The organism is Flavobacterium sp. 38 (assembly GCF_057799715.1).
Genome location: NZ_JBYNWZ010000001.1, coordinates 393716 through 416126, shown reverse-complemented (window position 1 = coordinate 416126; position 22411 = coordinate 393716). Strand labels below are relative to the sequence as shown.

The window sequence follows — 22411 nt, the reverse complement described above, 5'->3', positions numbered from 1 at the left end:
TAAAACTAAAAAACCCACCAGAGAAATCTGATGGGTCTTTCTATATGTTGTTAAGCAGTTTTTTTGAATAAATCAAACATAGGACAGCGTGAGCAGCGTTTCTTTTCACTCTTTTTATATTTCTCACAGCAAGAAGATTTACAGTTTTCAATCTTCTTAATCTTATCAAGGATAGCCGAATTTTTCTTTTTCTTTTTATCCTTTTTCTTTTCCTTGTCTTTTTCTTTCTTGCCCAATTTTCCTCTGTATTATAAAAACAAAGACAAATATAATCGAAAAAAGTTATTTTTAAATGTTCTAAATAAACTTTAACTTTTTTATTTTGGATTGATGGCGATTGAACTTGTAACTGTTAACTGCTGAATATCACGGTCGAACAAGTAAAGTCCGCCTTTATCATCACCAATTAAGTTGATTTTATCTAAAATAGATTTAGCTGTAGCTTCTTCTTCGATTTGTTCAGAAACATACCATTGTAAGAAATTGTGTGTAGCATAATCTCTGTCTTCAAAAGTAATGTGTACCAACTCGTTAATAGATTTCGAAACAAAAAGTTCATGATTATAAAGCTCCTCAAACATTTCTTTAAATGTAGTATAAGTCGTTTTTGGCGCTTTTAAATCTGTAACCTGAGCGTGACCTCCGCGTTCGTTTACATACTTAACCAATTTAAGCATGTGCGCACGCTCTTCATCTGACTGTGTGTACATAAATTGAGCAATTCCCTCTAAACCTTGTACTTCTGCCCAACAAGCCATAGAAAGATACGTTTGCGAAGATTCTGCTTCTATGCGGATTTGCTTGTTTAAAGCCGATTCAATATTTTTTGATAGCATAATAGATGTCTTTTTTGTAAAATTAAGAAAAATTATTCATTTCATTTTTCTAAACCTTGAAAACATTGGATTTGTCCAACACTCAATAAACTTATCGAGGCGCAATTGTGCCAAAAGAAAACGGCTTTGAGAAGTTAGATTTACTCATAATAGGATTTTCATTGTCTCCCATCATAAAACCGTCGGTAAATTTGCGTATTATAAATTGTTTGGAAACACTATCATAATAGCTTAAGATGTAATAATCCTTTAATCTTAGCGCATCGTATAGTTTGATTGTTTTATTATTGTTTAGATAATAAAATAGATTTTCAATTGCCAATGGTCTTGTCTGATAGTCTGGCGTAAAATTTAATTTCTCATTTAACATCGCATCAAAATAAACTACTTTGCTTAATGAGTAGGAAAGGCGTTCTCCAAAATCAGAATCACTATCAAAAGAAAAATAAAAATCGGAGTATTCTCCAAGGCCGCTAAAGGTAATAAAGCTGTCTTTGTTGTTTTGAAAAACGGATATGCCAGCCGTAAGGCCGTTTATATTTTTTATAAATTTTTCAGTCGTTTTTAATTGACGCGGTTTGCCGTTGTCAATTTGCATAAGGAAGGGAGAGTTTTTAAATGGGATGGTATCATTTTTTGAAAACGAATAATTCTTAATGATTTCACCCGAATCAAAATCTTTAATTTCAAACAAAAAAGACTCTCTACTTGCTTTTATTTGGAATAGTTTATTATCGCTATAAAAAGAATTTGATGTTCTGGACGGAGTTTCATGAGCTGGGAAGTTAAATGTTTTTTCTTTTACACCGCCCGTTTTAATATTAAGATCGAATGCTTGTGTTTTTATAAAATCAGTATCGAATGTTAGAATAATATGATCACGAACCACAAACATTTTACTTGTGCCTGAAGCCAAATCTATTGGGGTATAAATATCGGGATCTACTTGATTTATTAGGTTTTGCTTAATAAACTTATCAAAAGAGATTTGTACATTTTTTTTATTCTTGAATGTAAAGTTGGAAAAATCAAATGTTCTAATGCTGCATTTTTCGTTTTCAAATTTGTAAAGCAGAAGGTGGTCTAAATCTTTCTCTTTGGCAAGAATATAAAAAGTATTTTGTTGCTGGAAACTGCTGATTACGTATTCATGATTTTGCGGAAAATCGAAGTTTAATAATTCCGAAGTTTTGTCATCTGGATTATAGACCGTAATTAGGACGTCTCTATAATTATTTGAAGCCCAATATAGGGCTGGTTTTTTATCCTTACTGATGCTGTAGCCAATTAAATTTCGGCTTCTTTCGTGTTTCAGCGAATCTGTAAATTGATTCGAAAGAAATAAAGAAGCATTGTATTTAAGAATATTAATATTCTTGTCATCCCAAGTAAAAACATAAATATCATTGGTGTTTTCATCTTTGGCATTTAAAACCTGAGTTTTTCCTAGAAAGTTTAGATCTAGTGGTAAAGAATTTAAGACTGTTTGACTGAACAAAACTGTTTTAGAAAACAAAAGAAAAAGGAGTAGTAGTTTCTTCATAAATGTGTTTCTTGAGATATCACAGATTTGTTTCAAATTTTATGCCGTCTTCTTATCATTTTAATTATAAAATAAAAAAGTCCTTAAGACAATTGCCTTAAGGACTTCAATTTACATTTAAAAAAAGGAATTATTTAACAATGAAAGTAACTCTTCTAGCTAATCTTCTAGCTTCATCAGAATCTTTTTGAATTGTTGTATCTGCACCATTTGCAATAACATTTAAACGAGAAGAAGCAATTCCAGCTTTTTCAAAAATAGTTTTAACGTTTGTTGCTCTAGCGTAAGATAGTTTATCGTTATAGTCCGCTTTTCCAACTTGATCAGCATAGCCAACAAGATCAAGTGTAGCAGAAGGATTTTTTCTTAAGTAAGTTAATACTACATCAATCGCTGCAGTAGAGTTTTCAATTGGAGTAGTTTTGTTGAAATCAAAATACACACTGTAATATTTGTCATTGATCATTTTTCTTATCAAATCATTATCTGTCAACTGTGCATTGTTTGTTTGCTTCTCTACGACAACTTCTTTCGTTGCAGGTATTTTCTTGATTTGCGCTTCAAGATCTGTTACTTTATTTTCTAAAGCAGAAATATCAGTATAGCCGTTGTTTTCTGTTACAACCCAGTCAGCATGTTTTGCGTTTTTACCTAAGTAAACGTTTAAACCAACTGTTCCGTTAAAAATTAATCCAGAGAAACCTCTGTTTCCAGGAACATAAGCTCCATCAAACGTATGATCTTGTGTTGCATTTAAAATGGTAGAGAAATCACCTGTTAAAGCAATTCTGTTTGATAATCTTATCTGTCCAGTTACACCAGCAATGAAGTTTCCTATTTCATCTGTTTTCTTAATATTATCTGCTCTTAGTTGAGCATAACCAAAACCAGCATGTCCTAATAAGCCAAAAGTGTTGGTCCAAGTTTCAAAATTCATGATGCGCCCTAAGTTGGCAACAGCTTGTAAATCTACTCTGTAGTATTTTGAATCAAAGTCGATAGAGCTGCCTTTTGCAGTAAAACTGTTGTATCCAAAGTCTGCCTTCAAACCAAATTTATTGTTTAACATATAACGAACACCTAAATCTCCAGTCCAAGGACTTAAGGTGTTAGTAGCATATCCATTACTAAATGGGCGTTGAGGTTTATTAACTCCCGCGCCTAAATCGATAGACCATTTATTAAAACTGTTATTGTTTTCTGTTTGCGCATGTACTCCAGTTAACGCCAGGGCAAATGCAAGAGTCATTACAACTTTTTTCATTATTTCTTATTTTTAAATTTTTGCCCAAAACAACAAAAAAACGTAAGTAAAAACCTTCTTTAAAAGTCAAAAAAGTATTAGAATAAGGTCACTTTCAAAATTTAAAAACAGATAATGCTAAAAAGAAAAATTAAAAAATGTGCTGAATTTGTTTAAGTTGCTGATTACGAATTCTTAATCCAATCCGTCGGTAAATTTTCGGAGAACAAATTGTCTGGCAATAATGTCGTAATAGCTTAAAATTGTGTAGTTATTTAGCTTAAGAGTATTATAGAGAACGGCTTCTTTATGTGTATCTAAAAAATAGAAGATTTTATCGCTAGCAAATGGCTCATGCGTTTCTTGCGTCAATTCCAGCTTTTTGGTCCAAATACTTTCAAAAAACACGGAATAATTGCTTTCAATATTATAATAATTGTTGGAAGGGAAATCTCCAAACGGATCATTAAAAGCGTTTATAGATATTGTTTTGAAATTACTTCCCGTTCCGCCTAAGGTAATGAAGAGATTCTTTTGGTTTTTATATACCGAAAGTCCAGCATCAAGAGCAGATAATGCTTTTAAAAATTTAGCGGTATTCTTTAATTTTCTAGGTTCGCGATCCTCAATCTGCATTAGCAAAGGCGAATTGCTAAAAAGGATGGTATCTTTTTTGGAAACCGAAAATGTTTTTATCGATTGGCCAGATTCATAGTTTTTAATATCAAACAAAAGTTCGTCTGCGTTGACATTGATTTGATATAGCTTGTTTTCGTGGTAAAAAGAGTTGGACGTTTTTGGATTTTTTTCTCCAACTGGTTTCGAAAATGTCTTTTCTTTTATTTCCAAACTTTCTAAATCAATATCAAATAATTGCGTTTTTCTAAAGCTTTGGTCTAAAGTCAGAATCAAACGGTTTGGAAGCGTATAAATTTTACTTTTGGCCGAAACTTTATACAACGGATTGTATTCTCCAGCATCCATTTTTTCAATCGGGTTTTCATTCAAAATTTGATTGAATGTCCTAGGCTGGGTTTTTCTATCTATAAATTTGAAAGAACTAAAATCTAGAAACTTTTCTTGTGCCATTCCGTTTTTAAAGATAAAAGCCGTTAGTGCTTCTTTTGTTTTTTCCTGCATCAGTAGATAGAAATTATTATCTTTTTGGTAATGCGCCAAAATAGCTTTATCGTCAAGCGGAACCTGAAATTTTAGTGCTCTAGAAGTTTTGTTTTCCAGATAATATTTAATCAGAATGATGGTTTTTTCTTCTTTCGAAAACCAATACAAAGTAGGATTTCCGTCTTCGCTAAAACTATATCCCATCAGAGATCTGTTTTCGGTATACTGACGGTTGGTGACCAATTTATCTCTTAAAAATAAAGCGCTATTGTATTTTAATATCGAAAGACTGTCTGCGCTTGCGGCAAAAACAAACACGTCATGAGTAACGGTATTTTCGCCAGCTACAATTTCCGACTGGCCAATTTTGTTTTTTAAATCGATTGCATAAGTAGTCAGCACCGTTTGACTAAGCAAAGCGGTGGAGGAGATTAAAAACAAAAAAAGAAAAATTCGTTTCATGTGTTTTTGGGCGCAAAAATCATTCCGCTTATTTACTGATTCATAAGCTCTTGAAAAAGATCTACAAACTGACCAACATGCATTCCGTCCATTAAACCGTGATGCACATAGACTGCCATAGACATTGTTCTTTTTCCTGTTTCGGAAACTATCATTTTCCCGAATGAAATTTTCGGACAGCTGTCAGGATAGGTAAAACTGCGTGCGTGGGTTATGGAACTAAAATTCAACCACGGAATTGCCGAGAAATGAATCAGATTGTCATCATCAAAAGATCGGGTAAAAAGTCCGGTTGTGTTTTGAATGCGTTCGATTTCCGTTAATGCTATTTGTTCGAATGTTTTAAAATCCGGATCGTATTCAATTAAAGAAAAACCAAAAGTGCCATCTTCACGCCCAATTGTTGCCGAAGCATCGATACGGTCGTTAATGCATATTTGGTCTTCTGAAATTCGGTATTTAAAATTTTCAATGGCGTTTACCGCCGCCAGCGTTTTATGTAAGTAGAAAATGAAAAAAGAAGCATTTATACTTTTTGCGGTTTGATAGGCTTTGGTACAATCGATTTCTACATTAGCGCCAAAAAAAGGTTCTTCCATCTGTTTGAAATGCGCAAAATGCTCTTTTCTATTCCAATTTTCTAAGTCTAAAAGTGTTTTCATTATAATAAATTCGGAACCACTTCTGCAATAGTTTCAAAAGAACTAAAATGCTCGTGTTCTATAGTGTGATTGATTTTTTCGTGTTCCCAGGTTGTGTGAAACGGAATATGTACGGCATAACCGCCAATTCCTAAAACTGGTAGCACATCTGATTTTAATGAGTTTCCGATCATCAAGAACTCATGCGCTTGAATGTCTAAACGGCCTAAAAGTTTTTGATAATCAATTTCTTGTTTGTCTGACATTACTTCAATATGATGAAAATAATGACCCAAACCAGAACGGTGCAATTTGCTGTGCTGGTCTTTCAAATCGCCTTTTGTGGCAACGACCAATTTGTATTTTCCTTTTAAGGCTTGGAGCGTTTCTTCGATTCCGTCCAGCAATTCGATTGGTTTTTCGAGTAATTCTTTTCCGTATTGAATGATTTTTTCAATGACTTCAATCGGAATGGTATTGTTCGAAATGTTCATAGCCGCTTCGATCATCGAAAGAATGTAGCCTTTAATTCCGTAACCGTACAGAGGAAGATTGGCAATTTCAATTTTGAATAATTCCTGCGAAATGCCTTGATGCGAAAGATAATCTTCCATCAAAGCACAAAATTTATGTTCGGTTTCCTGAAAATAAGGTTCGTTGACAAACAAAGTGTCATCGGCATCAAAGGCGATTACTTTTAAGTTTGGAATTTTAGTTTTATGTAACATAATGTTTTTGTTTCAAAGTTTTGTTAGCCACGAATTCACGAATTTTATATCAAATAATTATTTGAGATAAATAATTTCGAAAACTGTAGAAGCAATTGCACTAATTTTTTTGCTTCAGATTAATTTCAGTTAAGATAAAAAATAAATCTGCTCAATCTGCAGAATCTGCGAGAGATATTTTGCCACAGATTTAAAGGATTATAAAGATTAAAAAAATTAAAAAAATTAAAAAAATTATAAAAGTAAAATCTGTTTGATCTGCTTAAATCATTTGGAATCTGCGTGAAACCAAATCTCAACCCTTAGAAAAAAGCCTTTTCAAAGAAATCGTCTTATCATAAAACGTAATTCGGATTCCACAAAGCAGAATGATTCCTCCGAAAATCATTTGTAAAGTTATTTTTTCTTCCAAAAACAGCCAAGCCAAAATAGAGGTAATTACAGCTTGACTTAATAAACTCAATGAAACTCTTGTGGCGCGCATGTGCTGTGTCGCGTAACTGATCGAAAGCCAAGCGCACAATTGGCAAATTACAGCCTGCAAAACCAAAACAAACCAGCCTGCGTCTGAAAATCCTGTGAAAGGTTCGTCTAGCGAATAGCATAAAATGCCCAAATAAATGCTCGAAGCGGTTAAGCTGATGGTCATAAACGAAAGCACATCAACCTGCGAAAGCACATTTTTGCTGACCAAAAGATAGATCGAATATAGTATTCCTGATAAAACTGCAAATAGAAATGCCTGATCGAAGTTTAAATCGATAAAAAACTCAAAACCGACTAGAGTGATCATTCCGAGTAAAGCGACCAACGTACCAATCCAGAAGTTTGTGGCTGGTTTTGTTTTCAAAAAGAAAAAAGAACCGACCCCGACCCAAACAGGAGATAAATTTGTCAGCAAAGAAGCCTGAGTCGCGCTTGATTCCTGAATGGCGATATTCCAAACGGCAACATCTGAAGCAAATAAAATACCACAAAGTGCCGCTAGTAGAAGGAATTTTGTTTTCGGGAATTTAAAATTTCCTGAAATGATAACGTAAGGTAAAAGCAGGGCCACAGCAAAAAACATTCGGTAAAATGCCGAAATCAAGCCTGGAGTTAAGCGTAATTTTACCAAGATTGGAAAGATAGAAATGCAAAGTATTCCAGCGATAAGGGCTAATCTTGGTTTGGTAATTTTCATGCGTATTATATTCTTGGATTAATTTTCAAAGATAGTCTAGAAAGTCAATAGTTTAAAAGCAAAAAGCGTGAATCGATTAAAAATTTTAATCCATTCACGCTTTATAATTCTGACTTTTGAAAATTATTCGCTAAAACTAAAAAATTGATACTTTTGGTTGTCTTTATTATAATTTCCTAAATACAAAGAAGTGTTTAATTTAAAGAGAATTAAATCTTTATATAAGGTTTTATTAAAAAGAGTACGGCCATCTTTTATGTTTTCATTTTCTTCCAAAAACATTCTTATTTTTTCAAATGCAGAGATTTTGACTGGTTCTTTCAAATGATTAAAATTAGAATCAAACAAACATGTTGTGTAAACCACGTTTTTATCTTTATAGGAAATCAGGTTTTCTATAGTGTATCCATAAGACATTCCAAGTGGAGCACTTGAAAATCCGCCACTCATTCCCATTCCCATTCCCATACTTCCACTGCGCACAATATCTTGCGAACTTCCAATAACGGTATAATATAAACCATCTAATTTATAACACGATATGCCAGGAGTAGAGTTATTAATCTTGCGTATAAATTGTTTTGGTTTTTCTAATATTTTTTTATTAGAAAATGTGCCTGATTCCTGAAAAACATCCGTATTTTTAAAAGGGATTTCTTCATCTCGCAATGCTTTGTAAGTATTAATTCTCATGCCATCTAAATCGCTTATGGTTAAATATAGAACTTCAGGATTTGTTTTAATCTGAATGAGTTTGTCATCGATTAAAAAAGAATTGGATTCAAATAAAAATCCATCATATTCATGACTTATTGTGCGTTGCTGTTTAATTGCCTTTAAAAAAGCAGTAAAGTCGTTTAGATTTATTCTTAAAATATCTGTAGCATGTGGACCAGTATCTAGTGTGAAAATAATCTCGTCATTTTTATAAGTATAGATTTTATTCTTCTTTGTACTCAAAGCCAGTGAAGGAGGGCTTTCGTTATTAATATTTTGAAAAAAGAAATTGGAAGATTCCCAAGTTAATGCAGTATGTAAATTTACAGGATTTCCTTCTTTGTTGTTGAATTCAAACTTCGACAAATCGACCGTTTTAGTGTCTAATTCACCTGAAGGATCAAAAACATAAAATTTTAAATTTCCGATATTTTTGACAAGAGTAATTATATAAAAAACATTGTTGATAGTAAGTTCTTTAACAATCTTTTCTTTTTTCAGTTCTAAATCAAAAAATTTAATATTGATTTGCTTTGTTGCAAAATCAAAAGATTGTGCAAATATTTTTTTTCTGTCTTTTGAACCCCAGAAAATGCTATAACTTTCATCTTTCTGAGTATATCCAATAATTTCTTCGTAAGTGCTTTCTGGCCTTACAGCAGAAATCGAATCTTTAATATTAAAAGTGGAATCAAATCTTATTGAAGAAACTTTTTCCTTATCGTTTGAAAATAACACAATTTCATTTTTGGTCTTATTAGTTACCTGATAGAAATCTCTTTTTCTTTCTAATTTGAGATCAAATTCTTTTATCATTTCCTGTGCAAAGGTGTTAATAGTCAGAAAAAGAAAGCAGGCAAGGAGTGATTTTTTTAGCATAGATTAAGTTGGCAGTTTTTGGTTGGGTGAAGATCTAATTTTTTCTGTATAAAGGTTTGAATACTTTTCTTTATTAAATTAAACAAGCGTAGAACTAAAGATTTCACGCTTGTTTAATTTATTTAAAAGCTCTTAGATTCACATTAATCTGCAAACTTTCGAATTGTATATTCTTTTGTTTTATTATCGTAATAACCTAAATAATATACCGCCTCAATATTAAACAAGATTTGAGACGACACATCTTTGTAGTCATCAAAGAAAGTGCGTATTTTATCAAATGCCAAAGGCTGTAAATCGCCTTTTATATGATTGTCTTGATTATCAAAAAGACCTTCAATTTTAACTACTTTTCTATTCGCATAAGAATTAAAATTCTCCATCGTAGGGCTTAAGAATGCAACACTTACCAAAGCTCCAATTAAGCCAAATTGATTTGCAACAGTTTGTCCTGTAGATGGTCCTGTAGAAGAAATACCTCCAAAAGTAATAAGCGTATTTTGGCCAATATGATAGCAAGAAAGACCAGCATTTAAATTGACAATTTTTCTTAAAAATTGAGAGCTGTTTGTTAAGGTTCTTTTTCCTCCAAAATCTCCGCCTTCAAGATAAATGTCTGAGTTTTTAAAATCAATTGGAGTGTCAGATGTGGCTGAAAATTCTTTTAACGTATTATCTTCTAAGTCTTTTACAGTAAAGAAAAATTGATCTTCAGACGATTTTAAGATGTAAAATTTATTGTCAAAATAAAATGAATTTGAAGTTATAGCGATTTTATATCCTGTAGAAGTTACATTAGAAATACCTGGAGATCGGATTATCTTTTCAGTAGCCGAAAAATTCTGTGTATCAATTATAATTGCCTGTGTGTAATCTGAATTTGTATCAATAGTTAAAACAAGCGTTTTGCCATCAAAATAACATTTTCTTTTTCTAGCAGCGTCTGTTAATGAAGTCGGATTTTCAACATTGATGTTTTTTAATGAAAATGGAGCTTCAAACGGAAGCAGATTTTCTCCTAAAATTCCATAGATATCTGATTTTGTATAATTAGATTTGAAGAAATGGAATCCGTCCAAATTGATAATTTTTGCTGAATAAACACCATTTTTGTCGAAAACATGTAATTTTAAAGAATTGCCTTTTTTGGGAACAGTTAAAATGTAAAATTTCTCGCTTTCGCTGAATTTCTGAAGCACTTTTTCTTCTTTAAGATCAAGAGTATATTGCTGTGTTGTAACTTTTTTGTTCGAAACATCATACAATTGAGAAAAGATGTTTTCGTAATCGTTAGACGCCCAAAACAAACGCGGATTGTTATTATTGCTGTTATAGCCAATCATCATGTCGTATGTTTTAGTATTTGGTCTTTCGGCAGAAATACTGTCCACTATTTTCATGTTTCCGTCAAGATGAATCGCTTTTACTTTTATTTTATCACTAACAAATAAAGTAACATCTTTCTTCTCATTATTTACAACCTGAAATATATCACGATTCTTTTTTAATTCGATAGGCACAGAGCTTACAATTTCTTGCGAAAATGATGTCAAAGCGCTTAATATTAAGCAGAAGCCAAATATTTTTTTCTTCATACAGCTAATTTGTTTTTGGTTAGATAATTTTTGGGCTAATATCTTAATTTTTTGGATATGGAGAATTTATCAAATAATATTTTTTAAAAGCAAAAAGCGTGAATCGATTAATTAATCGATTCACGCTTTTTTATTTTCTAAAATGAAGATTTTTACTCTTTTGTCTCTTCTACTTGGATAGTTGGAGGAACTTCTGGAGTGTCTTCACCTTTTAGGTAAGTCGGTAAATTTAATCCAGCCATATTGAATAAATCATTTAATGGCGGAACAGTTTTCATCATACCAGAAACAAAATTGGCTGTTGATCCATTTTCGCCCTGACCATTACCCGAATCCCAAACCGTAATTTTATCAATTTTGATATTTTTAACAGCTTCAACCTGAGTTTTAACCAACTCTGGAAGTTTTTCCAATAATAAAAGCTGGAATGCTTTGCTTGGGTCACCACCTGCAGCTGCTACAACATCTTTGTAACCTTCAGCTTGTTTCGTTAATATTTCAAATAAACCTTTTGCTTCCGCTTCCATTTTAGCGAAGATGGCATCAGCTTCTCCTTTTGCATTTTCTCTAATGGTTTCGGCTGCAGCTTGTGCCTCAATAATTGCTCTTTGTTTTGCAATTTCAGCTGGAACGACAATGTTGGCAATTTGTGTTGAACGCTCTCTTTCAGAACGAGCCAGCTCGGCTTTCTGTTCTGCAATATAAGATTCTTCTAATGCTTTTGCTTGTTGTACTTTTTCTGCGGCTATTGCAACACGTAATGATTCTGCTTCTTTTTCTCTACGAAGTGCTTCTGAATTGGCAATAGCAATTTTTGCCTCATTTTCTCCTTGAATAGCAATGGCATTGGCTTCAGAAGTTTTTACCCTTGTATCTCTTTCTGCTTCTGCTTTACCAATTGTTTCGTCTTTAGAAGCAGTTGCGATACTAATTTCTTTATCTTTCTGAGTAATCGCAATTTTTACGTCACGATCTCTGTGCGTTTCTGCAATTTGAGTGTCTTTTTCTCTATCGGCAAGAGCTTTACCAATTTCTCCGATTTTTTCCTGCTCGGCAACACTAATTTTTGCTTCGTTAATCGCTTTTGCAGCCGCTTCTTTTCCTAAAGCTTCGATATAACCCGATTCATCTCTAATATCGGTAACGTTTACGTTGATTAACTTTAAACCAATCTTTTTCAATTCGCTGTCTACGTTTTTAGAAATATTGTCTAAGAATTTATCACGATCAGAGTTAATTTCTTCAATAGTCATTGTTGCAATAACCAGACGTAACTGACCAAATAAAATGTCTTTTGCCAGTTCCTGAACCTGTTCTGATGATAAACCTAATAACCTTTCAGCAGCAGTATTCATACTATCTGATTCTGTAGAAATTGCAATTGTAAAACGACAAGGTACATCAACTCGAATGTTCTGACGGCTCAATGCATTAGTTAAATTGGCTTCGATAGAAAGCGGTTTTAAATCCAGAAAAGAATAATCTTGAATTACTGGCCAAATAAAAGCTCCTCCACCATGTACACAACGTGCAGAGGTACCACCAGTACGTCCGTAGATTACTAAAATTTTATCTGAAGGACATCGTTTGTACCTTGAGATTAATGCTGAAATGGTTACGAATAGAACGATTGCCGCAACTGCAATCAAAATAATTGGGTTCATTATCATTATAGTTTATGTTATAGGGTTTCTACGATGAGGAGGTTGTTTTCTATTTTAACAACTTTTACAGCTGTTCCAGAAGCAATTCTGGCATTTTCGGTCATGGCTTCCAATTCATGAAAAGCACCGTTTACGCTAATCATAATTTTGCCTTTTCCAGTTTTGTTTTCCGGAATTGTTAAATAAACTTCTGCGGTTTTATCAAGTGTATTAGAAAGCTTAAACGAATTATCTTCGGCTAATTTTTGAACTTGTTTGATTACGAAGAAAAATAAAAGCACAAATAAAACCCCGACAACAAAAGAAAGTACAATCAAAAACCAAGTATGTTCACCAATTGTAGAGTAAAAAGAAATTCCTGTCCAGCTGAAACCTAAAAGAAAGTTGATTAGATTTCTTAACGAGAACCATTGAAAATCTCCGCCATCATGCGAATGTGCATCAAAATCGGTATCGAAACCATCGGCAATGTCAAGACCAGAAAAAGTAATAATGGTTTGAATAAGAAAAATTAAACTTGATGGAATAGCGATATACCAAAAAGATTTAAGCAGAGTAGGCAAGCTTTCTAATAGTTCCATAATTATAAGTTTTTTGAATAACTCTTGGCGCTAATATCTAATTTTTTTTGTAAGAAAACTAATTTGAGTGAAAAATGTGTTTACAAGTATTTGTAGAATGAAAAAACGTGAACCAATTGAGGAATTCAATCGATTCACGTTTAGTATAGTAATGTGTGAGACTTAATTCACAGTCGCTCCATTCGGCGCCTCAGCATCTGGATTTACAAACACCAGTTTTCCTTCTGCGTTTGTTGTCATCAAGATCATTCCTTGACTTTCAACACCGCGTAAAGCTCTTGGAGCAAGGTTTGCTAATACAGAAACTCGTTTTCCGATGATTTCTTCTGGTGAAAAACTCTCCGCAATTCCTGAAACAATTGTACGAACATCGATTCCCGTATCTACTTTAAGAACTAGAAGCTTGTTTGCTTTTGGCATTTTTTCAGCTTCTAAAATAGTTCCGATACGAATATCCATTTTCGCGAAATCCTCAAACTGAATTAAATCTTTTTGCGGTTCTGCTTGTTTGCTTTCAGCTAAGTTAGCTGTTTTTGTTGCTTCCAATTTATCTATTTGTTTTTGTATTTCTTCGTCTTCGATTTTAGCGAAAAGTAATTCTGCTTCTCCAATTTTATGTCCTGCAGGCAATAAATCGGAATGCTCAGAAATATCATTCCAACCTAATACTTTATCCAAAACAACATCTGTAGCGCCAGGATGATTTTCTTTCAAAAATTTACTGAAACCTTTAAAATGTTCTTTAAGATCATTTAAGTTTAAAATTTTTGACAATTTAGCCGCTGTAAACGGTAAAAATGGCTCAGCTAAAACACTCAACGCAGCAGCAATTTGCAACGCCACATACATTTGAGTTTTTACACGCTCCGGATTGTCTTTCATTACTTTCCAAGGCTCTTCGTCTGCCAAATATTTGTTTCCTAAACGGGCAACATTCATTAATTCGCCCAAAGCTTCACGGAATCTGTAACGCTCAACCGAACTTGAAATTACGGCTGGATACGCTTTTAATTCTGCTAAAGTCTGTTCGTCAACTTCTGTAAATTCGTTTGGCGTCGGGATAATTCCGTCATAATATTTGTTGGTTAAAACCACAACACGGTTTATGAAGTTTCCGAAAACGGCAACCAATTCGTTGTTATTTCTAGCTTGGAAATCTTTCCAAGTAAAGTCATTATCTTTTGTCTCAGGCGCGTTTGATGTTAAAGCATAACGTAAAACATCCTGTTTGTCTGGGAATTCTTCTAAATATTCGTGCAACCAAACCGCCCAGTTTTTAGAAGTTGAAAGTTTATTTCCTTCCAAATTCAAAAACTCATTTGCCGGAACGTTATCTGGTAAAATATAACTTCCTTCCGATTTTAGCATCGCAGGGAATATTATACAATGGAAAACAATATTGTCTTTTCCGATAAAGTGAACCAATTTCGTTTCTTCATCTTTCCAATACGGTTCCCAGTCTTTTCCTTCGCGCGCGGCCCATTCTTTTGTCGAAGAAATGTATCCAATAGGCGCATCAAACCAAACGTATAATTTTTTGCCTTCGGCACCTTCAACAGGAACGTCAATTCCCCAATCAAGGTCACGAGTTACGGCACGAGGTTCTAAACCTGCATCGATCCAAGATTTAACTTGTCCGTAAACATTCGTTTTCCAGTCGTTTTTATGTCCGACTAAAATCCATTCAGTTAAAAAATCAGTATATCGGTCCAAAGGTAAAAACCAGTGTTTTGTTTCTTTAAGAATTGGAGTTTCTCCAGTAATTGTTGATTTTGGGTTAATCAAATCGGTTGCGTTCAAAGTAGATCCGCAACTTTCGCACTGATCTCCGTAAGCACCGTCATTACCACATTTCGGACAAGTTCCCACAACAAAACGGTCTGCTAAAAACTGATTTGCTTTTGCGTCATACAATTGTTCAGTAACTTCTTCTATAAAATCTCCTTTATCATATAATGTTCTAAAGAATTCAGAAGCCGTTTCATGATGAATTTTAGCCGAAGTTCTGGAATAATTGTTGAATGAAATTCCGAAATCAGCAAACGATTTACGGATGATTCCGTCATATTTATCAATAACTTCTTGTGGAGTAACACCTTCTTTTTTGGCTTTCATAGAGATTGCAACGCCGTGTTCATCGCTTCCGCAGATAAATGCTACATCTTTTCCTTGCAATCTTAAATATCTAGAATATATATCTGCAGGCACGTAAACTCCAGCCAAGTGTCCAATATGAATAGGTCCATTGGTGTAAGGCAAGGCAGCCGTGATCGTATATCTTTTTGGATTCTGTGTCATTATATGAATTTTATGAGTGCAAAAATAAGCAATAGAATTGAGATTTTAATATTGCACAGAGATTCGCTGAGATTTTCACAGAGATTCACGAAGATTTTTTGAGTTTTGCCACGAAGGCACTAAGACACGAAATTCTATTTGCCACAGATTAAAAAGATTAAAAATGATTTTTTTACGAAGTGTTTTAAAATGAATCAACATTGTCAGGCTGAGCGGAGTCGAAGCCCCACACAGTGATTCAGCAAACGTGGCTTTGACTCCGCTCAGCCTCACAAAACATAAGGAAAAACTTCGTGCCTTCACGACTTTCCGAGATTTAAAAACTTCGTGCCTTAGCGCCTTTGTGGCAAAAACATAATAAAAAAACTTTGCGCGTCTCTGAGAAATTCTTCGTGCATCTTTGTGAAACAATCATCTTATAGTCTTTTTGACTATATTTGAAAAAAAATATCAAAATGAACAAAATATACCTCTCCGTTTTATTTCTATTACTAACACTTTCAGTCAATTCTCAATCGCAACCCGAGAAGATTTTAAAAGAAAATAAATTCAATAATCCCATTTTTGCAGGCGATTATCCCGATCCGAGTTTACTGCGCGATGGAAAAGATTATTATGTTGTACATTCTTCGTTTGATTATTATCCTGGACTTTTAATTTGGCATTCGACCGATTTAATGAATTGGGAACCTGTAACCAATGCGCTTCATAAATATGTTGGAGCCGTTTGGGCGCCAGATTTAATTAAGTACAATAATAAATACTACATCTATTTTCCGGCAAACAACACTAATTTTGTGGTAACAGCAGATTCTATAAACGGCCCGTGGAGCGAACCCGTAGATTTGAAAATCGGAAATATTGATCCCGGTCATATTGAAGACGAGAAAGGGAATCGATTCTTGTATTTCAGTAACGGAGGTTATGTTGCGCTTTCAAAAGACGGACTTTCGGTAACGAGCGAATTAAAGCATGTTTACGATGGTTGGAAAATTCCGCGCGAATGGAGTATCGAATGCTTTTGTATGGAAGGTCCGAAATTATTCAAAAGAGGAGAATATTATTATTTAACCGTTGCCGAAGGAGGAACCGCAGGACCGGCGACAAGTCACATGGTGATTTCCGCAAGATCTAAATCTCCTCTTGGACCTTGGGAAAATTCGCCGCATAATCCAGTAGTACGTACAAATAGTAGTTCTGAAACTTGGTGGTCAAAAGGACATAGCACCGTTTTTGAAGATGCAAACGGAAAATGGTGGATGATTTTTCATGGTTATGAAAATGGGTATTACAATCTCGGCCGTCAGACTTTATTGCAGCCTGTAGAATGGACAAAAGACGGCTGGTACAAAATTCCAAACGGAATTGAAACCGATAAATTCATTGCAAAACCAGAAGGTAAATCACTTCCTGAATTTTCTTTGAGTGATAATTTCGATGGTTCGGCTCTAAAACCACAATGGAAATTTTATAATGGAGTAGAAAGTTCGAGATTTAAGGTTGCCAATAATACTTTAACTATTGAAGGAAAAGGCGACGGTGTTGGAAATAGTTCGCCACTTGTTGTCGTTCCTGGAGGGCATTCTTATTCAGCTGAAGTCGAAATGGAAATAGAAGGCGATGCTGTAGGCGGACTTGTTTTGTTTTATGACAAACAATATTATTCAGGAATTTTGGCCGATCAAAACAATATTTTAGCCAATTTGAGAGGATGGCAATTCCCAACGGAGAAAAATACGCACAAACGAAAAGTCTTTCTTAAACTTAAAAACATTAAAAACACTGTAGATATGTTTTATAGTCTTGATGGAAAAGACTGGAAAAAGATTGAAAATTCGGTAGAAGTTTCGGGTTACAATCATAATGTTTTAAGTGGTTTTCTTGGTTTAAGAATTGGACTTTGCTCGATCGGAAAAGGAAGCGTGAAGTTTAAGAATTTTGTTTATAAAGCGCTATAAGGTTTTGCCACGAAGACACTAAGGCACAAAGTTTTTTAATCTCGCAAAGGCGCGGAGTTTTTTGTTATATTTTGCCACGAAGGCGCTAAGCCACGAAGTTTTTTAATCTCGCAAAGGCGCGAAGGCGCAGAGTTTTTGTTGTTTTGTCAGGCTGAGCGGAGTCGAAGCCACGTTTGCTGAATCACTGTGTGGGGCTTCTCCCGAATTCTCGGGACGCTCAGCCTGACAATCTTTGTGAATTATATAGATTTCGCGTTAAAATAAACTTCGTGCCTTAGCGCCTTCGTGGCAAAATTTGCTTAGAAAAATCATTTTTAATCTTTTCAATCTGTGGCAAACAAAACTTTGCGACTCTGCGCCTTTGCGAGATTATTTTTAGAAAAAGATTTAGAGCCTTTGAGTCTTCGTGGCAAAAACATTATAACACCTATCTTTGCACTATTCAAAATTGATAGTTATGGCTAAAGGACCTCAAAAAGACTCAAAAAATAAGGCTTTGCATACCAAATTGCTAAAACGGAAAAAAGCTAAAGTTCAAGAAGAGAAAAAAGAAAGAGCCTTACGATTGAAAGAGATAATCACAAAAATGAATCAGCAAAAAAAGGATGACGAGTCTGATACACAAAGCGTATAGACAAAATTTTTCGCTTTCGTGGCAAAATCGTAGAATCACTTTGCGGGCTTCGACTCCGCTCAGCCAGACAAAACACAAAACAACTTTGCGCCTTCGCGACTTTGCGAGATTTAAACAAAAACTTTGTGTCTTAGTGCCTTCGTGGCAAAGATTCAGCGAACGTGGCTTCGACTCCGCTCAGCCTGACAATCTTTGTTTATCTCTGCAAAAAACTTTGCGAATCTCTGCGGAATTCTTCCTAAAGTAGAACCAGTTTAAACTACGTTCACCGCTTATAAATGCCAATATATTTCGCAACCTTTGCAGCCGAAAAAAACAAATTTATGAGCAAGACAAAATTAATCATCAATAAAAACGGATCAATCAAAATTGAAGGCGATTTTGAAATCATGGATCCAGAAGGAGCACTTTACGGTTTACAGGGAAGATCTGCATTGGGACTTTGCCGTTGCGGACATTCTGCTAACAAACCATTTTGCGATGGAGCACACAGAAATAACTTCGAACACGATTCAAAAGCGTTTGATTTACCGCCAATGAAAACGAACTAAGAAGTTCTCTAGTTTTAAATAATTAAACCGCATTCTGCCAAGATGCGGTTTTTATTTTTACAAAAGAATATTTTTTTACTATTTCCTAATATATTTTGTAATAAAATTCTTTCTATATTTGCTCATTAATTTAATAAAAGCCAATTATGAAAAATTTAAAAAGAATCTTGTTTTTTGCTATTGCTATTTTTGCATTAGCATTATCGTCGTCATGTAGCAGTAATGATTCAGAAGAGAATGCATCGCAAAGTGATTTTGTGAAATTCAAATACGAAGGGAAAAATTATTCCTTTGAACCCGATATTCTCATTTCTAGCTCTATGAATATAATGGTTAGTGAGGGAATTGATGATAATTATAAAAAACTTTCCTTATGGCTGCCACTAAATGCAGAAGTTGGAAGTCATCCTGTGGTATATGATTTGTCAAATCTTACGACAACGTATCGTATCAATTTTAGCTTCATGCCTGAACTTAATAATGTGGATATAAAGTCAGGAACTATAAACATAACAGTAAATAATGATAAAAAAATTGAAGGAACATTTAATTTTTCACACACTAAAAATGGAAAAAATTATGAAGTAACTGATGGAAGTTTCAGTATTTCTAAATTTTAAAGACAAAAAATATTTTTTAGACACGGCCCATTTTTTGGGCCGTCCTTTTTTAAAGTTATTTATAAGTTTACGACAATTAAGAAAGTTGCACTATATTTATATATTGCAGCTTTTTTGTTTTTGAATTATTCTTGAAAGTTAAGTGCAAATTATTGTAATTGAATTAATTAATTTAATTTTAAGTCAATAAAAGTAATTTGTGTATGGAAGAATTAACCCACGTCAAATCGATTATCGGAATTATTCTAGGCTTAAGTTTAACACATCTTATAAAAGGATCGGTTATTTTTATACAGCATCCCGGGCGGAAAAAGATCTATTTTGTTCATTCGCTTTGGGTGTTTTATGTTTTCTTATTAATTATCCATTTTTGGTGGTGGGAGTTTAATTTGAAGCTTATTCAGGAATGGTATTTTGCCGATTATTTTTTTATCATCTGCTATATACTCATATTCTATTTGCTGTGTGCGATTCTTTATCCTGATGATTTACGTGATTATAATGGTTACGAAGACTATTTTTATTCTAGAAAAAACTGGTTTTTTGCCATTCTGGCCATTAGCTTTGGCGCCGATTTGATTGACACTGCAATAAAGGGTGGTAATTATTTTTTATACAATCAAGAAGAATATTATGTACGCATCATCAGTCACATTGTTTTGTGTCTGGTTGCGATAAAAATTCACAATAAAGTTTTTCATACCGTTTTGGTAACACTCTTTATAGTCTATGAACTTTCGTATATTTTGAGATTGTTTAACGTCGAATAAAATTAAATATACAATTCCCCTTTCATGGTAATAATCGAAGAGCCACCAACCAAAATATCTTCTTCGCGATTCATCACTTCAATAATGGAAGCTTGTTTTAATTTTACACCCTGAAGAATTTTATACTCTTTGTCTGATTTAGTAAATTTCTTCTGCGTTAAAAAACCAATTAAAGGCCCAGCGGCCGTTCCTGTTGCCGGATCTTCATTTATTCCGATTATTGGGTTGAAAAATCTCGTTTCAACGATATGATCCTGATCTTCATCTGCTGGAGCGAAACAATAAAAACCTTCAGAATTGTATTCTTTTGAGATTTGAATCAAAAGCTGGTTGTCTGGAACAAAGCTATTTAATATTTGACTGTTTTTGATAGGAACCATCGTATGCGCTACTTCAGTTTTTACAATAGTTGGCACAAAAGAATTTACATCTAAATCTTCAATCTTTAAGCCAAGAGCTACCGCAATTTTGTATGTTGGGATTTCTTGTTTGATCACTGCCGATTTTTGATGCATTTGAACAACGGGATACAAAGTAATGGGATCTAAACTTGTCGTAACAGGAATTGCCGAATGATTCATAATTACAAAAGGTTCACTTTCATTTTGTTCATCAAATATGGGAATTCCTTTTAGGAGAGCACCGCAGACCGCGCCTAATAAATTATGTCCTGCGCCATCAATTTCGATTCCGGTTGGGGTAAACGAACGAACTACAAGTGCTTTTTCTCTTGTAGAATAATAGACAAAAGAGGTTTCAGAATAGCCAAACTCTTTCGAAATGTCCTGATAGGTTTCTAGTTTTAAATTACCATCTGTAAAAACAACCGAAAGCGGATTTCCTCTATAACTTTCGTTTGAGAATACGTCTAAAACATAATATTCTAATGCTTTTCTTTGGTTCATATTTTTCTGTTTTGTAGCTAGACTGATTTTGGATGGAATAAAATTACGGTTTATTCTTGTATTTCACGGATAGCTTTTATTTTTCAGGTATTATTTTAATATTACTTTTTGATTAAAAATTTGTTTTCGAAATCAAACCTTTTATTTTGAATGTAATAAAAAAGCCTCCAGCTAAAGCAGGAGGCAATTCAAAAAATATCTTAAAAAAAGCGAAGTGATTTTTGTAATGATACAGATTTTACTGCTCAAAAATGACCTTTTTATCTGTCCTGTCTGTTTTAATAATATCGTAAGGTCTGGATAATTTTAAAGTGCTATTGCCATTTTTTAATTTTTCGACTTTGACAATTATAGTATTTCGATTTTCTGAAATTTCGACAATATCTATCGAATGGCCGCTTGTATTTTGAGTTTTGTCTATAACGGCAATAACTTGATATCGGCTAAAATCAATATTAATTTCTTTAAAATCTTTAGATAAATCAGTAGAAACATTCATTTCTGTAATTAAATTATCCCAAGCTTTCTGATCTTTAATAATTAAATGTCTTGGTGCAAGACTTTCATCACTAGGAAAAGAATCTCCCTTTGCAATTAACGAATATTGCACATCAGAATTTGGCAAATCATCGTTTTCACAACTTGTTAAAGCTAGCAGAATGCTTAATATTAGGACAATCCGTTTCATGGTTTTGGTTTTGGTTGCGAAAACTTCATATTAAGTTTTCTATATAATAGATGCATTTCTCTCCAAATAGTTGCGTTAAAAGCATTCAGTTTTAGCTGCATCTTTATATTAGATAAAGATAACGCTAATTTTGATTAAAGATTGTGATAAACGGCGGAAATCTGTCAAAAACTTTAATTTCTTCTAAATCGTATTATTATTTACCCCAACTTTGCAAAACAATCTTTAAATAAAACTCAAATGGAATTCGGTAAAATCATCATTTCAGAAACGGCGGCAAAGAGCGAAAATCCTCAAGACATTATAAATTCGAATATTTCAGTAATCAATTTAATGCGCGAAGAAAAAATAGACGACGATTTGATTCACGAAGATGCTTTAATGAGTTATTATTTAGATTTTTATGCTTCTAAATATGCAGAAGGAAATTTTTCGAAGTTCGTACACGATTCTGGATGGAATAAGGAATTGAATGAATTAATTGAAGAAGGTTTAGCTTTAATCGGAGCAGAAAAACATTTAGAACTGTTTAAAGAACAATGCCGTAAACTGCGTTTGCAGAGCAATATCAAATTAGGGAAATTTCTAAAAGAAAAATTCGATACTCCTAATGCTTTCAAAGATTTGCTAAACAACAATGCGTACTTTGAGTTAGACGAAAATCTAGCTGAATTGAATGCTTCTTTTCTAAAATCTCACCCTGACACAGAAGTGCTTTCTGTTGAAGAAATGTTTAAAACATTGGAAGAGTTTGTAGGTCACGAAATTAAGAGAGATTAGTTTTTATTTTTTT

Annotated in this window: 21 protein-coding genes; 6 read left to right on the top strand and 15 right to left on the bottom strand. The window is 33.6% G+C overall.

What is annotated here, in order from left to right:
* Positions 1 to 50: 50 nt before the first annotated feature.
* From AC3E9W_RS01760 to metG, 13 genes are all read right to left on the bottom strand, one after another.
* On the bottom strand, positions 51 to 236 hold the full coding sequence (locus AC3E9W_RS01760; RefSeq protein WP_306153786.1) for a hypothetical protein: 186 nt from the start codon (positions 234 to 236) through the stop codon (positions 51 to 53).
* Between the two features lie 81 nt (positions 237 to 317).
* Positions 318 to 836: a ferritin gene (locus AC3E9W_RS01755; RefSeq protein ID WP_306153784.1), complete on the bottom strand. Its 519-nt coding sequence runs from the start codon at positions 834 to 836 to the stop codon at positions 318 to 320.
* A 91-nt stretch (positions 837 to 927) separates the two neighbouring features.
* Positions 928 to 2379, bottom strand: coding sequence for a hypothetical protein (locus tag AC3E9W_RS01750; RefSeq protein ID WP_488766501.1), 1452 nt, complete (start codon positions 2377 to 2379; stop codon positions 928 to 930).
* 130 nt (positions 2380 to 2509) lie between these two features.
* The gene (locus AC3E9W_RS01745; protein WP_488766500.1) at positions 2510 to 3643 is read right to left on the bottom strand and encodes an OmpA family protein; all 1134 of its coding nucleotides are present in this window, start codon (positions 3641 to 3643) and stop codon (positions 2510 to 2512) included.
* 174 nt (positions 3644 to 3817) lie between these two features.
* Entirely contained in the window at positions 3818 to 5206 is a 1389-nt protein-coding gene (locus AC3E9W_RS01740) for a hypothetical protein (protein ID WP_488766498.1), read from the bottom strand.
* Between the two features lie 32 nt (positions 5207 to 5238).
* Positions 5239 to 5868 (bottom strand): CatA-like O-acetyltransferase, encoded by a 630-nt coding sequence (locus tag AC3E9W_RS01735; RefSeq protein WP_488766496.1) that lies wholly within the window; start codon positions 5866 to 5868, stop codon positions 5239 to 5241.
* Positions 5868 to 6575, bottom strand: coding sequence for an HAD family hydrolase (locus AC3E9W_RS01730; RefSeq protein WP_111284918.1), 708 nt, complete (start codon positions 6573 to 6575; stop codon positions 5868 to 5870). Before AC3E9W_RS01730 ends, AC3E9W_RS01735 begins: the two co-directional genes overlap by 1 nt.
* Before the next feature lie 295 nt (positions 6576 to 6870).
* The gene (locus tag AC3E9W_RS01725; RefSeq protein WP_488766494.1) at positions 6871 to 7758 is read right to left on the bottom strand and encodes a DMT family transporter; all 888 of its coding nucleotides are present in this window, start codon (positions 7756 to 7758) and stop codon (positions 6871 to 6873) included.
* A 123-nt stretch (positions 7759 to 7881) separates the two neighbouring features.
* Positions 7882 to 9291: a hypothetical protein gene (locus AC3E9W_RS01720; RefSeq protein WP_488766493.1), complete on the bottom strand. Its 1410-nt coding sequence runs from the start codon at positions 9289 to 9291 to the stop codon at positions 7882 to 7884.
* 206 nt (positions 9292 to 9497) lie between these two features.
* Positions 9498 to 10949: a hypothetical protein gene (locus AC3E9W_RS01715; RefSeq protein ID WP_456891799.1), complete on the bottom strand. Its 1452-nt coding sequence runs from the start codon at positions 10947 to 10949 to the stop codon at positions 9498 to 9500.
* A gap of 152 nt (positions 10950 to 11101) precedes the next feature.
* Positions 11102 to 12613: a flotillin family protein gene (locus AC3E9W_RS01710; protein WP_456891801.1), complete on the bottom strand. Its 1512-nt coding sequence runs from the start codon at positions 12611 to 12613 to the stop codon at positions 11102 to 11104.
* 17 nt (positions 12614 to 12630) lie between these two features.
* On the bottom strand, positions 12631 to 13194 hold the full coding sequence (locus tag AC3E9W_RS01705; RefSeq protein ID WP_488766490.1) for an NfeD family protein: 564 nt from the start codon (positions 13192 to 13194) through the stop codon (positions 12631 to 12633).
* Positions 13195 to 13356: 162 nt separating this feature from the next.
* Positions 13357 to 15492 carry a methionine--tRNA ligase gene (gene metG, locus AC3E9W_RS01700; protein ID WP_488766488.1) on the bottom strand — a complete coding sequence of 712 codons (2136 nt, stop codon included), beginning with the start codon at positions 15490 to 15492 and terminating at the stop codon, positions 13357 to 13359.
* A 455-nt stretch (positions 15493 to 15947) separates the two neighbouring features.
* On the opposite strand from metG, the gene AC3E9W_RS01695 reads away from it, so the two are divergent.
* The 5 genes from AC3E9W_RS01695 to AC3E9W_RS01675 all read left to right on the top strand — a co-directional run bounded on the left by AC3E9W_RS01695 (position 15948) and on the right by AC3E9W_RS01675 (position 20025).
* On the top strand, positions 15948 to 17450 hold the full coding sequence (locus AC3E9W_RS01695) for a family 43 glycosylhydrolase (RefSeq protein WP_488766486.1): 1503 nt from the start codon (positions 15948 to 15950) through the stop codon (positions 17448 to 17450).
* Between the two features lie 457 nt (positions 17451 to 17907).
* Positions 17908 to 18084 carry a hypothetical protein gene (locus tag AC3E9W_RS01690; RefSeq protein WP_306153759.1) on the top strand — a complete coding sequence of 59 codons (177 nt, stop codon included), beginning with the start codon at positions 17908 to 17910 and terminating at the stop codon, positions 18082 to 18084.
* Positions 18085 to 18407: 323 nt separating this feature from the next.
* Positions 18408 to 18635: a CDGSH iron-sulfur domain-containing protein gene (locus tag AC3E9W_RS01685; protein WP_306153757.1), complete on the top strand. Its 228-nt coding sequence runs from the start codon at positions 18408 to 18410 to the stop codon at positions 18633 to 18635.
* Between the two features lie 146 nt (positions 18636 to 18781).
* The gene (locus AC3E9W_RS01680; RefSeq protein WP_488766484.1) at positions 18782 to 19255 is read left to right on the top strand and encodes a DUF6252 domain-containing protein; all 474 of its coding nucleotides are present in this window, start codon (positions 18782 to 18784) and stop codon (positions 19253 to 19255) included.
* A gap of 203 nt (positions 19256 to 19458) precedes the next feature.
* Positions 19459 to 20025, top strand: coding sequence for a hypothetical protein (locus AC3E9W_RS01675; RefSeq protein ID WP_488766482.1), 567 nt, complete (start codon positions 19459 to 19461; stop codon positions 20023 to 20025).
* Between the two features lie 2 nt (positions 20026 to 20027).
* Here the strand turns inward: AC3E9W_RS01675 and AC3E9W_RS01670 are convergent, their stop codons facing one another.
* Together AC3E9W_RS01670 and AC3E9W_RS01665 are read right to left on the bottom strand one after the other, a co-directional pair.
* Complete coding sequence (locus tag AC3E9W_RS01670; RefSeq protein WP_488766481.1) at positions 20028 to 20930, bottom strand: PhzF family phenazine biosynthesis protein; 903 nt, start codon at positions 20928 to 20930, stop codon at positions 20028 to 20030.
* A 238-nt stretch (positions 20931 to 21168) separates the two neighbouring features.
* Positions 21169 to 21618 carry a protease complex subunit PrcB family protein gene (locus tag AC3E9W_RS01665; RefSeq protein ID WP_488766479.1) on the bottom strand — a complete coding sequence of 150 codons (450 nt, stop codon included), beginning with the start codon at positions 21616 to 21618 and terminating at the stop codon, positions 21169 to 21171.
* Positions 21619 to 21858: 240 nt separating this feature from the next.
* Between AC3E9W_RS01665 and AC3E9W_RS01660 the strand changes: the two genes are divergently transcribed.
* Positions 21859 to 22398: a DMP19 family protein gene (locus tag AC3E9W_RS01660; RefSeq protein WP_488766478.1), complete on the top strand. Its 540-nt coding sequence runs from the start codon at positions 21859 to 21861 to the stop codon at positions 22396 to 22398.
* The last annotated feature ends 13 nt before the right edge of the window (positions 22399 to 22411 follow it).